The sequence below is a fragment of the Cronobacter sakazakii genome, assembly GCF_000982825.1.
GTDB lineage: Bacteria > Pseudomonadota > Gammaproteobacteria > Enterobacterales > Enterobacteriaceae > Cronobacter > Cronobacter sakazakii.
Map to the genome: position 1 here is coordinate 2,566,508 of NZ_CP011047.1, position 17,483 is coordinate 2,583,990.

Consider the following 17,483-nt stretch of genomic DNA (forward strand, 5'->3'; position numbering starts at 1 on the left):
CATTCGGAGAAACCACAATGACCAGCACCGCGCGCCCCTTAGTCTCTGTTTACATGCCGACGTGGAATCGCCAGCAACTGGCTATCCGGGCGATCAATTCCGTGCTGCGCCAGGACTACGACAACTGGGAACTTATCATTGTCGATGACTGTTCCAGCAACTGGGAGCAGCTGCAAAACTTTGTTCTGGCGCTTAACGATCCGCGCGTCAGCTACACGCGTAACGACTTTAACTCCGGCGCGTGCGCGGTGCGCAACCAGGCCATTTTGCAGGCGAAGGGCGATTTCATTACCGGCATCGACGATGACGACGAATGGATGCCGAACCGTCTGTCCGTTTTCCTGGCGCATAAAGAGAAGCTCAATCAGCACGCGTTTCTCTACGCCAACGACTATCTGTGCGAAGGCCAGGTCTACTCTCAGCCGACCAGCCTGCCGCTCTACCCGAAATCGCCGTGGTCGCTGAAGCTGTTCTTTAAGCGCAACATCGTCGGCAATCAGGTGTTCACCTGGGCATGGCGTTTCAAAGAGTCGCTGTTTGATAACGAGCTCGCCGCCGCGCAGGACTACGACATGTTTCTGCGTATGGTCGTGACCTACGGCGAGCCGTGGAAAGTGGAAGACGCGACGCAAATTCTGCATATCAACCACGGCGAAATGCAGATAACCAAATCGGCGAAGAAGTTTGCCGGGTATTTCCACTTCTACCGCAAACATAAAGATAAATTCGACCGCGCCAGCAAAAAGTATCAGCTCTTTACGCTCTATCAGATCCGTAATAAACGCATGAACTGGCGCACGCTGCTGACGCTTTTGTCGGTGCGTAATACCAAACGTCTGGCTGACAGCCTGCGGGGGAAATAATGCTGCTTGAGGATCTGCGCGCGAATTCATGGAACCTGCGCCCCTGCTGCATGGTGGTCGCCTATCGCATCGCGCACTTCTGCTCGGTGTGGCGCAAAAAAAACGTGCTTAACAACCTGTGGGCAGCGCCCGTGCTGCTGCTCTACCGCTTTTTTACCGAGTGTCTCTTCGGGTATGAAATTCAGGCCGCCGCCACCATTGGCCGCCGCTTCACTATTCACCACGGCTACGCCGTCGTTATCAATAAAAACGTGGTGGCGGGCGATGATTTCACCATTCGTCACGGCGTCACCATCGGCAACCGCGGCGCGGACAATCTCGCCTGCCCGGTTATCGGTAACGGCGTGGAGCTTGGGGCGAACGTAGTGATCATTGGCGATATCACCATCGGCAATAACGTCACGGTAGGCGCAGGCAGCGTGGTGCTGGACAGCATTCCGGACAATGCGCTGGTGGTCGGCGAAAAAGCGCGGGTGAAGGTAATTAAATGAACATATTACAATTTAATGTCCGCCTCGCAGAAGGCGGCGCGGCAGGCGTGGCGCTGGATCTTCACCAGCGCGCCCTGCAAAAAGGGATGCGCTCCCGTTTTATTTACGGCTACGGCAAGGGCGGCAAAAAGAGCGTCAGTCACGACAACTTCCCGGAAGTGGAAAAACATACGCCGCGACTGACCTCGATCGCCAATATCGCGCTGTTCCGTTTCGTCAACCAGGATCTCTTTGGCTCGCTCGACAGCCTTTATCGCCGCATTACCCGCACCGACGGGCCGGTGGTGCTGCACTTTCATGTATTACATAGCTACTGGCTGAATCTCGATAAGGTCGTGGCGTTCTGCCAGAAGCTGAAAGCGCATAAGCGCGATGTCACTTTCGTCTGGACGCTGCACGATCACTGGAGCGTCACCGGCCGCTGCGCGTTTCTCGACGGGTGCGAAGGCTGGAAAACCGGCTGCCAGAAGTGCCCGACGCTCGATAACTATCCGCCGGTGAAAATCGACCGCGCACACAGCCTGGTCGATAACAAACGCCAGCGTTTTCGCGACATGCTGGCGCTCGGCTGCCACTTTATTTCGCCAAGCCAGCATGTGGCCGACGCCTTTAACAGCCTCTACGGGGCAGGGCGCTGCAAAATTATCAATAACGGCATCGATGTGGCGACAGAAGCCATTCTCGCCGAACTGCCGCTGATGCCGCCGGGCACCGGCGCGCCGAAAATCGCGGTGGTGGCGCACGATCTGCGTTACGACGGCAAAACCAATCAGCGCCTGGTGCGCGATCTGGTAGCGCTTGGTGATAAAGTGGAAGTCCACACCTTCGGCAAGTTCTCGCCGTTTGAAGGCGCCAATGTGGTTAACCACGGCTTTCTGACCGACAAACGCAAGTTGATGAATGAGCTGAATCAGATGGACGCGCTGCTCTTTACGTCGCGCGTTGATAACTACCCGCTGATTTTGTGCGAAGCGCTCTCCATCGGTGTGCCGGTCATCGCCACGCACAGCGAGGCGGCGCAGGAAGTGCTCAATAAATCGGGCGGTAAAACGGTCGATGAAAGTGAAGCGCTGCAGCTGGCGCAGCGCGGTAAAGCGCAGATCGCCGAGGCGGTTTTCGGCACCACGCTTGAGGCCTTCCGGGCACGTAGCCGGGAAGCGTACAGCGGCCAACAGATGCTGGAGGAATATGTCTCGTTCTATCAGAATCTGTAGCTATCTGCTGCTGCCGTTTATCTATCTGGTGGTGAACGTCAAACTGGCGCAGCTCGGCGAGAGTTTCCCGATTACGATTGTGACGTTTTTGCCGGTGCTGCTGCTGCTGTTCGTCGACAAAATCAACCTGAAGAAGCTGATGATCGCGCTCGGGATCGGCGCTGGCCTGACGCTCTTTAACTACGTGTTTGGTAAGTCGCTCGACGCCAGTAAATATGTCACCTCGACGATGCTGTTTCTCTACATCGTTATCATCATCGGGATGACATGGAGCATTCGCTTCAAGACCATCTCGCCGCGTAACTACCGCAAAATTCTGCGGCTGTTCTACCTGGTGGTGGGCTTTATCGTCACGCTGGCGGCGCTGGAAATGGCGCAGATTATCCTGACCGGCGGCAGTAGTCTGATGGAGAACATCTCGAAGTTCCTCATCTACAGCAACAGCTATGTACTCAATTTCATTAAGTTTGGCGGCAAGCGCACCACGGCGATGTATTTCGAGCCAGCGTTCTTCGCTCTGGCATTAATCTCAATTTGGCTCAGCATCAAACAGTTTGGTATCAAAACCCCAAAAACCGATGGTATGATTCTTTTAGGGATAGTCTTATCGGGTTCGTTTTCGGGCGTGATGACATTTATCCTGTTTTATTTGCTTGAGTGGGCGTTTCAGTATCTTAATAAAAACGCGATTCGTAAAAAGTTGCCGCTGGCAATTATTTCCCTGGCTGTCTTTATCGTGGGCGTGGTGTTCGCCTTCCCGTATATCGCGGAGCGTATCGGTGATTTAGGCACAGAGGGTTCGTCATCCTATTATCGCATCATCGGCCCGCTGGTGATGGTGGGATATTCGCTGACGAATATCGATGGTGTAGTGCGTTTTGGTTCGCTTTACGAATATGTCGCATCATTCGGAATTTTTAACGGTGCGGACGTCGGAAAAACAATAGACAATGGGCTCTACCTGCTAATCATTTATTTTTCATGGTTCGCAGTGTTACTCACCGGCTGGTATATGTTCAGGGTCGGGAAAATGATGATTAACGCATTTGGTAATAATCAGAATTTTCGTGTACAGCTGTGGTTATTTACACCTGTATCCCTGTTTTTTACCGGTTCGATTTTTAGCCCGGAATATGCGTTCTTAATTGTTTGTCCGTTTATTCTGCGTAAAGCGTTAAACATTACAGATTCCTGATGAGGTAGGCCCGGATGCTTTTAAGTGTAATTACTGTCGCCTGGCGCAATTACGAAGGGGTGGTGAAGACCTGGCAGTCCCTGGCCCACCTGGCGCAGGCTCGTGAGATCGAGTTTGAATGGATTGTCGTGGACGGCGGCTCTAACGACGGCACCGCGCAGTTCCTGGAAGATCTCAACGGTCAGTACAACCTGCGCTTCGTCAGCGAAAAAGATAACGGCATTTATGATGCAATGAATAAAGGCATTGAAATGGCCCACGGTCGCTTTGCGATTTTTCTGAATTCCGGCGACGTATTTCACCCGGGCGTCGCTGACGTGGCGCGCCAGCTGGCTGCCGCACCGGCAAATGAAAACGCCATGTATATTGGCGACGCGCTGCTTGATTTCGGCGATGGCAATAAAATTCGCCGCAGCGCGAAAAGCGGCTGGTATATTTACCACAGCCTGCCGGCCAGCCATCAGGCCATTTTCTTCCCGGTTTCCGGGCTTAAAAAGTACCCCTACGATCTGCAATATAAAGTCTCATCCGATTACGCGTTAACCGCCAAAATGTATAAATCAGGCTACGGCTTTAAAAAGCTGAAAGGACTGGTATCAGAATTTTCAATGGGCGGCGTGTCAACCTCGAATAATCTGGAATTATGTCAGGACGCTAAAAAAGTTCAGCGCAACATATTACGGGTTCCTGGAATATTAACAGAACTTTCTTATTTATTACGCATGCGTACGACCGGAAAAGCTAAGGCGCTGTATAACAAAGCATAAAGCCTTGCCATAAGGAAAGCATATGCAGGATTTAAGCGGATTCTCGGTGCCGAAAGGCTTCCGGGGTGGGCACCCTATTAAGGTTCAACTGTGGTGGGCGGTTCAGGCGACGCTGTTTGCCTGGTCTCCGCAAATATTATATCGCTGGCGAGCTTTTTTATTACGGTTATTTGGCGCGCGAATTGGCAAAGGCGTGGTAATTCGCCCTTCGGTGCAAATTACCTACCCGTGGAAATTAACCATTGGCGATTACGCCTGGGTCGGGGATGACGCGGTGCTGTACACGCTCGGGGATATCACCATCGGCGCCAACGCCGTGGTGTCGCAGAAATGCTACCTGTGCACCGGCAGCCACGACTACATGAGTAAGCATTTTGATATTACCGCCGAGCCGATTGTGATTGGCGAAAAGGCCTGGCTTGCGACGGATGTGTTTGTCGCACCGGGCGTCACTATCGGCGCAGGCACGGTGGTCGGCGCGCGCAGCAGCGTGTTTAAGACGCTGCCGCCGAACAAGATTTGTCGTGGCAATCCGGCGCAGATCGTTCGCGACCGGGTGGAAGGGGAGTAACCCTTCACGCCACACCGATTTCCCCTCTCAAGCCGAGAGGGTTTGGGAAAGGGGAGCAGGACACTGATCCCTGAATTAATAAACGGCCTGGTGAGCCAGGCAAAGTCCGATTTAAACAGAGGAAAAACAAATTATGAGTAAAGTTGCTCTCATTACCGGCGTAACCGGACAAGATGGCTCCTATCTGGCTGAGTTTCTGCTTGAGAAAGGTTATGAAGTCCACGGTATCAAACGCCGCGCGTCTTCCTTCAATACCGAGCGCGTTGACCATATCTACCAGGATCCGCACAGCAGCAACCCGAAATTCCACCTGCACTATGGCGACCTGACCGATACCTCCAACCTGACCCGTATCCTGCAGGAAGTGCAGCCGGACGAAGTGTACAACCTGGGCGCGATGAGCCACGTAGCGGTCTCCTTCGAATCCCCGGAATACACCGCAGACGTGGACGCCATGGGCACCCTGCGCCTGCTGGAAGCCATCCGCTTCCTAGGTCTGGAGAAGAAAACCCGTTTCTATCAGGCATCCACCTCTGAGCTGTATGGTCTGGTGCAGGAAATCCCGCAGAAAGAAACCACCCCGTTCTACCCGCGCTCTCCGTATGCGGTCGCGAAACTGTACGCTTACTGGATCACCGTAAACTACCGTGAATCCTACGGCATGTACGCGTGCAACGGCATTCTGTTCAACCACGAATCCCCGCGCCGCGGCGAAACCTTCGTGACCCGCAAAATCACCCGCGCTATCGCCAACATCGCACAGGGCCTGGAATCCTGCCTGCATCTGGGCAACATGGACTCCCTGCGTGACTGGGGCCATGCCAAAGACTACGTGAAAATGCAGTGGATGATGCTGCAGCAGGAACAGCCGGAAGATTTCGTTATCGCGACCGGCGTGCAGTACTCCGTGCGTCAGTTCGTTGAAATGGCGGCCGCACAGCTGGGTATCAAACTGCGCTTTGAAGGCAAAGGCGTGGAAGAGAAAGGCATCGTGGTTTCCGTGACCGGCCATGACGCACCGGGTGTGAAACCGGGCGATGTGATCGTTCAGGTTGATCCGCGTTACTTCCGTCCTGCTGAAGTGGAAACCCTGCTGGGCGACCCGACCAAAGCACACGAAAAACTGGGCTGGAAACCGGAAATCACTCTGCAGGAAATGGTCTCTGAAATGGTCGCGAAAGATCTCGAAGCCGCGAAGAAACACTCGCTGCTGAAATCTCACGGTTACGAGGTTGCCATCGCGCTGGAGTCCTGAGCATGAAAAAGCAACGTATTTTTGTGGCCGGCCACCGCGGGATGGTGGGGTCGGCCATCGTTCGCCAGCTTGAGCAGCGCGACGACGTCGAGCTGGTGCTCAAAGGGCGTGACGAGCTGAACCTGCTGGACAGCGCGGCGGTGAACGCGTTCTTCGCGGACGCCGCGCTGGATCAGGTTTACCTGGCGGCGGCGAAGGTGGGCGGCATTGTCGCCAACAACACCTACCCGGCGGACTTCATCTACGAAAATATGATGATTGAGAGCAACATCATTCACGCGGCTCATTTGAACAACGTGAACAAGCTGTTGTTCCTCGGATCGTCCTGTATCTATCCGAAGCTGGCGAACCAGCCGATTGCGGAAAGCGAACTGCTGCAGGGCACGCTGGAGCCCACCAACGAGCCGTACGCCATCGCCAAAATCGCGGGCATTAAGCTGTGCGAGTCTTACAACCGCCAGCACAACCGCGATTACCGCTCGGTGATGCCAACCAACCTGTACGGGCCGAACGACAACTTCCACCCGAGCAACTCGCACGTGATCCCGGCGCTGCTGCGCCGCTTCCACGAAGCGACCCAGGAAAACGCCGCAGACGTGGTGGTGTGGGGCAGCGGTACGCCGATGCGTGAATTCCTGCATGTGGATGACATGGCCGCTGCCAGCATTCACGTGATGGAGCTGGATCGCGAGGTGTGGCAGGAGAACACCGAGCCGATGCTGTCGCACATCAACGTCGGCACCGGCGTGGATTGCACTATCCGCGAGCTGGCGCAGACCATCGCCAAAGTGGTGGGCTACAAAGGCCGCGTGGTGTTTGACGCGTCTAAACCGGACGGTACGCCGCGCAAACTGCTCGACGTGACTCGTCTGCACTCACTGGGCTGGTATCACGAGATTTCACTGGAGGCGGGCCTTGCCAGCACTTACCAGTGGTTCCTTGAAAACCAGCATCGTTTCCGGGGGTAAGGATGTTTTTAAGTCAGGAAGATTTTGCCACCGTGGTGCGCTCCACGCCGCTTATCTCCATCGATCTGATTGTCGAGAACGAGCAGGGGGAGTTCCTGCTCGGTCATCGCACCAATCGTCCGGCGCAGGGCTTCTGGTTCGTGCCAGGCGGTCGGGTTCAGAAAGATGAGCCGCTGGCGCAGGCGTTTGAACGTCTGACGCAGGCGGAGCTTGGCAAACGCTTTACGATGCCGGAGGGAGAGTTTTACGGCGTCTGGCAGCACTTCTATGACGACAACTTCTCCGGGACCGACTTCACCACCCACTATATCGTGCTGGGGTTCCGCCTGCGCGTAAACGCGGATGAGCTCAACCTGCCCAAAGAGCAGCACGAAGCTTATCGCTGGCAGTCGCCCGCCTCGATTGTGGCCAGTGAAGATGTGCACGACAACAGCCGCGCCTATTTCATGGCTGAACGTTTTGCCGGAGTGCCGGGCTTATGAAAATCCTGGTTTACGGCATTAACTACTCGCCGGAGCTGACCGGTATCGGTAAGTACACCGGCGAGATGGTGGAATGGATGGCCCGTCAGGGCCATGAGGTGCGGGTGATTACCGCACCGCCTTACTATCCGGCCTGGAAAGTGGGAGAGAACTACTCCGCCTGGCGCTGGCGCAAAGAGCAGGGTGCCGCCACGGTGTGGCGCTGCCCGCTTTATGTCCCGAAACAGCCTTCTACGTTAAAACGCCTGATCCATCTCGGCAGCTTTGCGGCGAGTTCGTTTTTCCCGCTGCTGGCCCAGCGTCGCTGGAAGCCGGATCGCATCATCGGCGTTGTGCCAACCCTGTTTTGCACGCCGGGCATGCGCCTGCTGGCGAAGCTCTCCGGTGCCAAAACCGTGTTGCACATTCAGGATTACGAAGTGGACGCCATGCTCGGCCTTGGCATGGCGGGCCGCGGCAAGGGGGGCAAAATCGCCCGTCTCGCCAGCCGCTTTGAACGTAGCGGTCTGCATAACGTCGACAACGTCTCGACCATTTCGCGCTCGATGATGAACAAAGCCAAAGAAAAAGGGGTTCCCCCTGAGCGCGTGATCTTTTTCCCGAACTGGTCCGAAGTGGCGCGGTTCCGGGAGGTGAAAGCCGAAGAGGTTGAGGCGCTGCGCAGCCAGCTAGGCCTGCCGGCGGATAAAAAAATCATCCTCTATTCCGGCAACATCGGGGAGAAACAGGGGCTGGAGAACGCCATCGACGTGGCGGCGCGGTTCACCAACGAGCCGTGGATTTTCGCGATTGTCGGTCAGGGCGGTGGCAAAGCACGCCTTGAGAAGATGGTCGCAGAGCGGGGGCTGACCAACGTGAAGTTCTTCCCGCTGCAACCTTATGAAGCGCTCCCGGCGCTGCTGAAGATGGCGGATTGCCATCTGGTGATTCAGAAGCGCGGCGCGGCCGACGCGGTGCTGCCCTCCAAGCTCACCAATATTCTGGCGGTCGGCGGCAACGCGGTGATCACCGCCGAGGCCGACACCGAACTTGGACAGCTCTGTATTGAAGAGCCGGGCATCGCCGTCTGCGTAGAGCCAGAGTCGGTGGATGCGCTGGCAGAAGGCATCGTCAGCGCGCTGGCGCTGCCCAAAGACAACACGGTGGCACGTGAATATGCCGAACGCACGCTCGAAAAAGAGAACGTGTTAAGCCAATTTATCGCTGATATTCGGGGTTAAGCCATGAGTCAGTCAAAACTCTTTCCGGTAATTATGGCAGGCGGCTCCGGCAGCCGTCTGTGGCCGCTTTCCCGCGTGCTTTACCCAAAACAGTTCCTCTGCCTGAAAGGGGATCTGACAATGCTTCAGACCACCGTCTGCCGCTTAAACGGCGTGCAGTGCGAAAGCCCGGTGGTTATCTGTAACGAACAGCATCGCTTTATCGTCGCCGAGCAACTGCGCCAGCTCAACAAGCTGACCGAAAACATCATTCTGGAGCCTGCCGGGCGCAACACCGCGCCGGCTATCGCGCTGGCGGCGCTCGCGGCGAAACGCAACAGCCCGGACACCGATCCGCTGATGCTGGTGCTGGCCGCTGACCATGTCATTCAGGACGAAGACGCGTTTCGCAACGCCGTGCGCGCCGCGATGCCGTTTGCCGAAAGCGGCAAGCTGGTCACCTTCGGCATCGTGCCGAACCTGCCGGAAACCGGCTATGGCTACATTCGCCGTGGCGAAGTCTCTAACCCGGACGTGGCGGTGGACGCCGTTGCCTTCAGCGTCGCCCAGTTCGTCGAAAAACCGGATCTGGAGACCGCGCAGTCCTACGTCAACAGCGGCGAATACTACTGGAACAGCGGCATGTTCCTGTTCCGCGCCGGTCGTTACCTGGAAGAACTCGCGAAATTCCGCCCGGATATCCTGGACGCCTGCGAGAAAGCCATGAGCACCGTTGACCCGGATCTCGATTTTATCCGCGTTGATGAAGAAGCGTTCCTGGCCTGCCCGGAAGAGTCTATCGACTACGCGGTGATGGAAAAAACCGCCGACGCAGTGGTAGTGCCGATGGACGCAGGCTGGAGCGATGTGGGCTCCTGGTCGTCGCTGTGGGAAATTTCCAACCATTCGCCGGAAGGCAACGTGCATCACGGCGACGTGATTTCGCACAACACCGAAAATAGCTACGTCTATGCCGAGTCTGGTCTTGTGACCACTGTCGGCGTGAAAGACCTTGTGGTGGTACAGACCAAAGACGCCGTGCTGATTGCCGACCGTAACCACGTCCAGGACGTGAAAAAAGTGGTCGAGAAAATCAAAGCCGACGGCCGCCATGAACATCACATCCATCGCGAAGTTTACCGCCCGTGGGGCAAATATGACTCCATCGATCAGGGCGAGCGCTACCAGGTGAAACGCATCACCGTGAAGCCGGGCGAAGGGCTGTCGTTGCAGATGCACCATCACCGCGCCGAGCACTGGATTGTGGTGGCGGGCACCGCGAAGGTGACCATTAACGACGAGGTGAAACTGGTGGGGGAAAACGAATCGGTTTACATCCCGCTCGGTGCCACGCACTGCCTGGAAAACCCCGGCAAGATCCCGCTCGACCTGATTGAAGTGCGCTCCGGCACTTATCTGGAAGAGGACGATGTGATCCGCTTCGCCGACCGTTACGGCCGGGTGTGAGGCGCAGGCATCCTGCGCATTTTTCCGACAAAAAAGAGAACCCAAGAGATAACAAATGGAAAAGTTAACCTGTTTTAAAGCCTACGACATTCGTGGGCGTCTGGGCGAAGAGTTAAATGAAGATATCGCGTGGCGCATCGGCCGCGCGTATGGCGAGTTCCTGAAACCGAAAACCATCGTGCTCGGCGGCGATGTGCGTCTGACCAGCGAAGCGCTGAAGCTGGCGCTGGCGAAAGGCCTGCAGGACGCGGGCGTCGACGTGCTGGATATCGGCCTGTCCGGCACCGAGGAGATTTACTTCGCGACGTTCCACCTGGGCGTGGACGGCGGCATCGAAGTGACCGCGAGCCACAACCCGATGGACTACAACGGCATGAAGCTGGTTCGCGAAGGCGCGTGCCCGATTAGCGGCGATACCGGCCTGCGCGACGTGCAGCGTCTTGCCGAAGCGAACGACTTCCCGCCGGTGAATGAATCCGCCCGCGGCAGCTACAAAAAAATCGACCTGCGTGACGCCTATATCGATCACCTGCTTGGTTACATCGACGTGAAAAACCTCACGCCGCTGAAGCTGGTTATTAACTCCGGTAACGGCGCAGCCGGCCCGGTGGTGGACGCCATCGAAGCGCGCTTCAAAGCGCTGAACGTTCCAGTGCAGTTCATCAAGGTTCACAACAACCCGGACGGCAACTTCCCGAACGGTATTCCTAACCCGCTGCTGCCGGAGTGCCGCGACGACACCCGCAACGCGGTTATCGAACATGGCGCGGATATGGGTATCGCGTTTGACGGCGATTTCGACCGCTGCTTCCTGTTCGATGAAACTGGGCAGTTTATCGAGGGCTACTACATTGTCGGTCTGCTGGCCGAAGCGTTCCTCGAAAAGCACCCCGGCGCGAAAATCATTCACGATCCGCGTCTGTCCTGGAACACCGTGGACGTGGTCGAGGGTGCGGGCGGCACGCCGGTGATGTCGAAAACCGGTCATGCGTTTATCAAAGAGCGTATGCGCCAGGAAGACGCCATTTACGGCGGCGAAATGAGCGCGCATCACTACTTCCGCGATTTCGCCTACTGCGACAGCGGCATGATCCCGTGGCTGCTGGTGACCGAACTGCTGTGCCTGAAAGGTCAGTCGCTTGGCGAGCTGGTGCGCGACCGCATGGCGGCGTTCCCGGCGAGCGGCGAAATCAACAGCAAACTGGCGCAGCCGGCGGTTGCCATTAAACGTGTGGAAGACCATTTCGCGCCGCAGGCGAAAGGGATCGACCGCACCGACGGTATCAGCATGGATTTCGGCGAGTGGCGCTTTAACCTGCGCTCGTCCAACACCGAGCCGGTGGTGCGCCTGAATGTGGAGTCGCGCGCGGATACGGAGCTGATGCAGGCGAAAACCCAGGAAATCCTTGCGCTGCTGAATCAGTAAAACGGCGCGGCCGCCCGGCGTCGCCGCACACCGCGACGCTTACGCCCCGCAGGCTTCGGCCTGCCGGGCAGGGCAGCCGCTTAACTGCGCCTTACGGCGCCTGAAGGTACGACGATGACAAATCTAAAAAAGCGCGAACGAGCCAAAACGAATGCATCGTTAATCTCTCTGGTGCAACGATTCTCCGACATAACCATTATGTTCGTCGGACTGTGGGTGGTGTGCAGGATCAATGAGCTGCCGTTTTTCTACATGCATCTGCTGATGGCCCTGACCACCCTCGTTGTGTTCCAGATGATTGGCGGGATCACCGATTTTTACCGCTCCTGGCGCGGCGTAAAAATCTCCACCGAACTGCTGCTGCTGTTGCAGAACTGGACCATGAGCCTGGTGTTCAGCGCCGGTCTGATGGCCTTTAACCCCGATTTCGAAAGCCCGTTCCGTGTTTATCTGGCCTGGTACCTTCTGACCGGCGCAGGTATGGTGATGTGCCGTTCGGCGATTCGCTTCGGCGCGGGCTGGCTGCGTAATCGCGGTTACAACACCCGTCGCGTGGCGATTGCGGGCGCGCAGCCGGTAGGCCAGCAGCTCGCCGACAGCTTTCGCAATGAGCCCTGGCTTGGGTTTGAGGTCGTCGGCATTTACCACGATCCGGAACCGGGCGGCGTACCGACCGGCTGGGCAGGTAACCTTGAGCAGCTGGTGGAAGACGCCCGCACGGGCAAAATCCATAACGTCTATATCGCGATGTCCATGAGCGAAGAGGCGCAGATGAAGAAACTCGTGCGCGAGCTTTCTGACACCACCTGCTCAGTGATGCTGATCCCGGATGTGTTCACGTTCAACATCCTGCACTCGCGTCTTGACGATGTGAACGGCGTGCCGGTAGTGCCGCTGTATGACACGCCGCTCTCCGGCATCAACCGCGTGCTGAAACGCCTGGAAGATATCGTGCTGGCGTCTCTGATCCTGCTGCTGATTTCGCCGGTGCTGTGCTGTATCGCGGTTGCCGTGAAGCTCAGCTCGCCGGGCCCGATTATCTTCCGCCAGACCCGCTACGGTATGGACGGCAAGCCGATTATGGTGTGGAAATTCCGCTCCATGCGCGTGATGGAAAACGACAAAGTGGTGAAGCAGGCGACCCAGAACGACCCGCGCGTCACCAAAGTGGGCAACTTCCTGCGCCGCACTTCGCTTGATGAACTGCCGCAGTTTATCAACGTGCTGACCGGCGAGATGTCGATTGTCGGCCCACGTCCGCACGCGGTGGCGCATAACGAGCAGTATCGCGCGCTGATTCAGGGCTACATGCTGCGCCATAAAGTGAAACCGGGCATTACCGGCTGGGCGCAGATCAACGGCTGGCGCGGCGAGACCGATACCCTGGAGAAGATGGAAAAACGCATCGAGTTCGATCTGGAGTACATCCGCGAATGGAGCGTATGGCTCGATATCAAAATCGTTTTCCTGACCGTGTTCAAAGGCTTTGTTAACAAAGCGGCTTATTAAGGGTAGTGGGTCATGAGCCTTCGCGACAAAACCATTAGCGGTGCCAAGTGGTCCGCCATTTCGACGGTGATTATCATCAGCCTTGGGCTGGTGCAGATGACCATCCTGGCGCGGCTGATGGATGGCCATCAGTTCGGCCTGCTGACCATTAGCCTGGTGATTATCGCGCTGGCCGATACGCTTTCCGATTTCGGGATTGCGAACTCGATTATTCAGCGCAAATCCATCAGCAACCTGGAGCTCACCACGCTCTACTGGCTGAACGTGGGGCTGGGGATTGTGGTCTGCGCCGTGGTGTTTCTGTTAAGCGATCTTATCGCGGGCGTGCTGCACAACCCGGATCTGGCACCGCTTATCAGAACGCTGGCGTTCGCCTTCGTGGTTATCCCGCACGGCCAGCAGTTCCGCGCGCTGATGCAAAAGGAGCTGGAGTTTAACAAGATTGGCGCCATCGAAACTTTCTCGGTGCTGGCGGGCTTCACCTTTACGGTGGTATCCGCCCAGTACTGGCCGGTGGCGATGACCGCGATCCTCGGTTATCTGGTTAACACGGCGGTGCGCACCGCGCTGTTCGGGTTCTTCGGGCGTAAGATTTACCGTCCTGGCCTGCATTTCTCGCTCTCGTCAGTCTCCTCGAACCTGAAGTTTGGCGCGTGGCTGACGGCTGACAGCCTGGTGAACTACGTCAACACCAATCTCTCGACGCTGGTGCTGGCGCGCATCCTCGGCGCGGCGGTCGCGGGCGGCTATAACCTCGCGTACAACGTGGCGGTGGTGCCGCCGATGAAGCTCAACCCGATTATCACCCGCGTGCTGTTCCCGGCGTTCGCCAAAATCCAGGATGACATCGATAAGCTGCGTGTGAATTTCTACAAGCTGCTCTCGGTGGTCGGGATCATTAACTTCCCGGCGCTGCTCGGCCTGATGGTGGTATCGAACAACTTCGTGCCGCTGGTGTTTGGCGAGAAGTGGGTAAGCATTGTGCCGATTCTGCAACTGCTGTGCGTTGTTGGTCTCCTGCGCTCTATCGGCAACCCGATTGGCTCGCTGCTGATGGCGAAAGCGCGCGTGGATATCAGCTTTAAATTCAACGTGTTTAAAACCTTCCTGTTTATTCCGGCGATTGTCGCGGGCGGGCATCTTGGTGGCGCGCTCGGCGTGACGCTCGGCTTCCTGCTGGTGCAGATTATCAACACCGTGCTGAGCTATTTCATCATGATTAAACCAGTGCTGGGCTCCAGCTACCGCGAGTATATCCAGAGCATTCTGCTGCCATTCTGGCTCTCGCTGCCTACGCTTGTGGTCAGCTACGCGCTTGGCGTGGCGTTGAAAGGCCATCTGGCGCTTGCGCCGCTGCTGGCGGTGCAGATTGCCGCGGGCGTACTGGCCTTCGCCGTGACGATTGTGCTGTCGCGCAATGCGCTGGTGGTAGAGCTGAAACGCCAGTTTTGCCGCAACGATAAAATGAAAATGCTGCTCCGTGCAGGCTGATCCCGTTAAAAATTATTGATGCGCGAGCCCCGCTGACAGCGTGCAGCGGGTAGCGAGAGCGTATATTTCAGAGGTCAACATGAAGTTACTCATTCTTGGCAACCACACCTGCGGAAACCGTGGCGACAGCGCCATCCTGCGCGGTCTTATCGATGCGATAGCGCTGCAGGACCCTTCAGCGGAAGTGGACGTGATGAGCCGCTACCCGGTGAGCTCCGCCTGGCTGCTGGACAGAGAGGTCATGCCTGACCCGCTCTACAAACAGATGAAGCAGTTTAACAACGCGGCGGGCGTGATGGGCCGCGTGAAGAAAGTGCTGCGCCGCCGCTACCAGCACCAGGTGTTGCTCGCCAAAGTGACCGGCAACGGCAAGCTGCGCAATATCTCTCTGCCGCAGGGCTTTACCGATTTTGTCGGCCTGCTTAGCGGTTACGACGCGATTATCCAGGTTGGCGGTTCGTTCTTCGTCGATCTCTACGGCACCCCGCAGTTTGAACACGCGCTGTGCGCCTTTATGGCGAAAAAACCGCTGTTTATGGTGGGCCACAGCGTCGGCCCGTTCCAGGAGCCGCAGTTTAATCAGCTCGCCAATTATGTGTTCGGCCATTGCGACGCGCTGATCCTCCGCGAAACCGTGAGCCTGGATCTGATGAAAAAAGGTCAGATTGACACCTCGAAAGTGGAACTGGGCGTCGATACCGCCTGGCTGGTTGAGCATCACAATGACGATTTCGTCGCGAGCTACGCGGTGCAGCACTGGCTGGACGTGGCGGCGCGCGACAAGACCGTGGCGATTACGCTACGCGAGCTGGCGCCGTTCGACAAACGTCTCGGCACCACCCAACAGGCCTACGAACAGGCTTTCGCCAATGTGGTGAACCGCATTATCGACGAAGGCTATCAGGTGCTGGCGCTCTCTACTTGTACCGGTATCGACAGCTACAACAAAGATGACCGTATGGTGGCGCTGAATCTCAGCAAGCTAGTGAAAGATCCGTCGCGCTTCCACGTGGTGATGGATGAACTGAACGATCTCGAAATGGGCAAAATTCTCGGCGCATGCGAACTGACCGTCGGCACCCGTTTGCACTCGGCGATTATCTCGATGAACTTCGGGACGCCGGCGATTGCCATTAACTACGAACACAAATCGGCAGGCATCATGCAGCAGCTCGGCATGCCGGAGATGGCGATTGAGATCCGCCACCTGCTGGACGGCTCGTTGCAGGCGATGGTGGGCGACACGCTCGGCCAGCTGCCGGCGATTAACGAACGCCTCGCCACGGCGGTCGCCGCCGAGCGCGAAAAAGGCCATCAGATGGTGAAATCCGTACTGATGCGCGCGGGAGGAGCCCGATGAAAGTCAGCTTCTTTCTGCTGAAATTCCCGGTCGCTTCCGAAACGTTCGTCCTGAACCAGATCGTCGGCTTTATCAACATGGGGTATGAGGTGGAGATCGTCTCGCTGCAGAAGGGCGATCTGAAGAACACCCATGCCGCGTACACCGAATACAACCTGGCGCAGAAAACCCGTTTTCTGCTGGAAGAGCCGGAAGGCAAAGCCGCGAAGCTTAAATATCGCGCCAGCCATACCGCCCGTGGGCTGTTTAACGCCCGCACCTGGCGGGCGCTCAACATGGCGCGCTACGGCGACGAGGCGCGCAACCTGATCCTCTCGGCCATTTGCGGACGCGTGCCCGGCACGCTGAAAGCGGATGTGTTTATCGCGCACTTTGGCCCGGCGGGCGTGACCGCCGCCAAGCTTCGCGAGCTGGGCGTGCTGGACGGCAAAATCGCGACCGTGTTCCATGGCATCGATGTGTCGCACCGTGAAGTGCTGACGCGCTACACGCCGGAGTACCAGCAGCTTTTCCGCCGCGGCGATTTGATGCTGCCGATTAGCGAACTGTGGGCCGAACGCCTGAAAGCGATGGGCTGCCCGCAGGAGAAAATCGCCGTCTCGCGCATGGGCGTGGACATGGAGAAATTCTCGCTGCGCCCGCTGAAGCAGCCAGGCACGCCGCTGGAGATTATCTCCGTAGCGCGCCTGACCGAGAAAAAGGGGCTGCATGTGGCGATCGAGGCCTGCCGCCTGCTGAAAGGCCGCGGCGTGGACTTTCGTTACAACATTCTGGGCACCGGGCCGTGGGAGCGCCGCCTGCATACGCTGATTGAGCAGTATGGCCTGGAAGATTGCGTCTTTATGCCGGGCTTTAAGCCGAGTCATGAAGTGAAAGCGATGCTCGACGGAGCCGATCTGTTCCTGCTGCCTTCCGTCACCGGCGTCGATGGCGATATGGAAGGGATTCCGGTGGCGCTGATGGAGGCGATGGCCGTGGGCATTCCGGTTATCTCCACGCTGCACAGCGGCATTCCGGAGCTTATTGATGCCGAAAAATCGGGCTGGCTGGTGCCGGAAAACGACGCGCACGCGCTGGCGGATAAGCTTCAGGCCTTCGCTGAAATCGACGAGCAGACGCTGCGCCCGATGCTGACCCGCGCCCGTGAAAAAGTGGAAACCGAGTTTAACCAGCAGCGCATCTACCGCGAACTCGCGGGCCTGCTGCAAACCCTGTAACCCGAGGT

General features: G+C 57.2%; 16 protein-coding genes. All 16 read left to right on the top strand.

Translation table 11 applies throughout. From position 1 onward, the window contains the following. Window positions 1-17 precede the first annotated feature (17 nt). The 16 genes from wcaA to wcaL all read left to right on the top strand — a co-directional run bounded on the left by wcaA (window position 18) and on the right by wcaL (window position 17,475). The gene (wcaA, locus tag CSK29544_RS12230; protein WP_007699479.1) at window positions 18-863 is read left to right on the top strand and encodes a colanic acid biosynthesis glycosyltransferase WcaA; all 846 of its coding nucleotides are present in this window, start codon (window positions 18-20) and stop codon (window positions 861-863) included. 2 nt (window positions 864-865) lie between these two features. Further along, window positions 866-1,354 carry a colanic acid biosynthesis acetyltransferase WcaB gene (wcaB, locus tag CSK29544_RS12235; protein ID WP_029039283.1) on the top strand — a complete coding sequence of 163 codons (489 nt, stop codon included), beginning with the start codon at window positions 866-868 and terminating at the stop codon, window positions 1,352-1,354. Beyond that, the gene (wcaC, locus tag CSK29544_RS12240; protein WP_007902942.1) at window positions 1,351-2,568 is read left to right on the top strand and encodes a colanic acid biosynthesis glycosyltransferase WcaC; all 1,218 of its coding nucleotides are present in this window, start codon (window positions 1,351-1,353) and stop codon (window positions 2,566-2,568) included. The genes wcaB and wcaC overlap by 4 nt, the downstream gene beginning before the upstream one ends. Next, window positions 2,543-3,763 carry a colanic acid polymerase WcaD gene (gene wcaD / locus CSK29544_RS12245; protein WP_004386765.1) on the top strand — a complete coding sequence of 407 codons (1,221 nt, stop codon included), beginning with the start codon at window positions 2,543-2,545 and terminating at the stop codon, window positions 3,761-3,763. Before wcaC ends, wcaD begins: the two co-directional genes overlap by 26 nt. 14 nt (window positions 3,764-3,777) lie before the next feature. After that, window positions 3,778-4,530, top strand: coding sequence for a colanic acid biosynthesis glycosyltransferase WcaE (gene wcaE, locus CSK29544_RS12250; RefSeq protein WP_007902939.1), 753 nt, complete (start codon window positions 3,778-3,780; stop codon window positions 4,528-4,530). A gap of 22 nt (window positions 4,531-4,552) precedes the next feature. After that, the gene (gene wcaF, locus CSK29544_RS12255; protein WP_004386767.1) at window positions 4,553-5,101 is read left to right on the top strand and encodes a colanic acid biosynthesis acetyltransferase WcaF; all 549 of its coding nucleotides are present in this window, start codon (window positions 4,553-4,555) and stop codon (window positions 5,099-5,101) included. A 133-nt stretch (window positions 5,102-5,234) separates the two neighbouring features. After that, window positions 5,235-6,356 carry a GDP-mannose 4,6-dehydratase gene (gene gmd / locus CSK29544_RS12260; protein WP_004386768.1) on the top strand — a complete coding sequence of 374 codons (1,122 nt, stop codon included), beginning with the start codon at window positions 5,235-5,237 and terminating at the stop codon, window positions 6,354-6,356. Window positions 6,357-6,358: 2 nt separating this feature from the next. After that, window positions 6,359-7,324 carry a GDP-L-fucose synthase gene (fcl, locus tag CSK29544_RS12265; RefSeq protein ID WP_004386769.1) on the top strand — a complete coding sequence of 322 codons (966 nt, stop codon included), beginning with the start codon at window positions 6,359-6,361 and terminating at the stop codon, window positions 7,322-7,324. Between the two features lie 2 nt (window positions 7,325-7,326). Then, window positions 7,327-7,806 carry a GDP-mannose mannosyl hydrolase gene (locus tag CSK29544_RS12270; protein ID WP_004386770.1) on the top strand — a complete coding sequence of 160 codons (480 nt, stop codon included), beginning with the start codon at window positions 7,327-7,329 and terminating at the stop codon, window positions 7,804-7,806. After that, entirely contained in the window at window positions 7,803-9,026 is a 1,224-nt protein-coding gene (wcaI, locus tag CSK29544_RS12275; protein ID WP_004386772.1) for a colanic acid biosynthesis fucosyltransferase WcaI, read from the top strand. Before CSK29544_RS12270 ends, wcaI begins: the two co-directional genes overlap by 4 nt. A gap of 3 nt (window positions 9,027-9,029) precedes the next feature. Then, entirely contained in the window at window positions 9,030-10,472 is a 1,443-nt protein-coding gene (gene cpsB, locus CSK29544_RS12280) for a mannose-1-phosphate guanyltransferase (protein ID WP_012124326.1), read from the top strand. A gap of 55 nt (window positions 10,473-10,527) precedes the next feature. Continuing rightward, window positions 10,528-11,898 (top strand): colanic acid biosynthesis phosphomannomutase CpsG, encoded by a 1,371-nt coding sequence (cpsG, locus tag CSK29544_RS12285; protein ID WP_007902926.1) that lies wholly within the window; start codon window positions 10,528-10,530, stop codon window positions 11,896-11,898. A 114-nt stretch (window positions 11,899-12,012) separates the two neighbouring features. Beyond that, window positions 12,013-13,407, top strand: a complete 1,395-nt coding sequence (gene wcaJ / locus CSK29544_RS12290; protein ID WP_004386776.1) for an undecaprenyl-phosphate glucose phosphotransferase — start codon at window positions 12,013-12,015, stop codon at window positions 13,405-13,407. 12 nt (window positions 13,408-13,419) lie between these two features. Then, window positions 13,420-14,898 (top strand): MOP flippase family protein, encoded by a 1,479-nt coding sequence (locus tag CSK29544_RS12295; protein ID WP_004386777.1) that lies wholly within the window; start codon window positions 13,420-13,422, stop codon window positions 14,896-14,898. A gap of 79 nt (window positions 14,899-14,977) precedes the next feature. After that, window positions 14,978-16,258 (top strand): colanic acid biosynthesis pyruvyl transferase WcaK, encoded by a 1,281-nt coding sequence (wcaK, locus tag CSK29544_RS12300; protein WP_007902924.1) that lies wholly within the window; start codon window positions 14,978-14,980, stop codon window positions 16,256-16,258. Further along, on the top strand, window positions 16,255-17,475 hold the full coding sequence (gene wcaL, locus CSK29544_RS12305) for a colanic acid biosynthesis glycosyltransferase WcaL (RefSeq protein WP_007902922.1): 1,221 nt from the start codon (window positions 16,255-16,257) through the stop codon (window positions 17,473-17,475). Before wcaK ends, wcaL begins: the two co-directional genes overlap by 4 nt. The last annotated feature ends 8 nt before the right edge of the window (window positions 17,476-17,483 follow it).

Bases quoted from the DNA above. Each gene is read 5' to 3' on its own strand.
- wcaA (WP_007699479.1), top strand. From the start codon at position 18: ATGACCAGCACCGCGCGCCCCTTAGTCTCTGTTTACATGCCGACGTGG.
- wcaC (WP_007902942.1), top strand. From the start codon at position 1,351: ATGAACATATTACAATTTAATGTCCGCCTCGCAGAAGGCGGCGCGGCA.
- wcaD (WP_004386765.1), top strand. From the start codon at position 2,543: ATGTCTCGTTCTATCAGAATCTGTAGCTATCTGCTGCTGCCGTTTATC.
- wcaE (WP_007902939.1), top strand. From the start codon at position 3,778: ATGCTTTTAAGTGTAATTACTGTCGCCTGGCGCAATTACGAAGGGGTG.
- wcaF (WP_004386767.1), top strand. From the start codon at position 4,553: ATGCAGGATTTAAGCGGATTCTCGGTGCCGAAAGGCTTCCGGGGTGGG.
- gmd (WP_004386768.1), top strand. From the start codon at position 5,235: ATGAGTAAAGTTGCTCTCATTACCGGCGTAACCGGACAAGATGGCTCC.
- fcl (WP_004386769.1), top strand. From the start codon at position 6,359: ATGAAAAAGCAACGTATTTTTGTGGCCGGCCACCGCGGGATGGTGGGG.
- CSK29544_RS12270 (WP_004386770.1), top strand. From the start codon at position 7,327: ATGTTTTTAAGTCAGGAAGATTTTGCCACCGTGGTGCGCTCCACGCCG.
- wcaI (WP_004386772.1), top strand. From the start codon at position 7,803: ATGAAAATCCTGGTTTACGGCATTAACTACTCGCCGGAGCTGACCGGT.
- cpsB (WP_012124326.1), top strand. From the start codon at position 9,030: ATGAGTCAGTCAAAACTCTTTCCGGTAATTATGGCAGGCGGCTCCGGC.
- cpsG (WP_007902926.1), top strand. From the start codon at position 10,528: ATGGAAAAGTTAACCTGTTTTAAAGCCTACGACATTCGTGGGCGTCTG.
- wcaJ (WP_004386776.1), top strand. From the start codon at position 12,013: ATGACAAATCTAAAAAAGCGCGAACGAGCCAAAACGAATGCATCGTTA.
- CSK29544_RS12295 (WP_004386777.1), top strand. From the start codon at position 13,420: ATGAGCCTTCGCGACAAAACCATTAGCGGTGCCAAGTGGTCCGCCATT.
- wcaK (WP_007902924.1), top strand. From the start codon at position 14,978: ATGAAGTTACTCATTCTTGGCAACCACACCTGCGGAAACCGTGGCGAC.
- wcaL (WP_007902922.1), top strand. From the start codon at position 16,255: ATGAAAGTCAGCTTCTTTCTGCTGAAATTCCCGGTCGCTTCCGAAACG.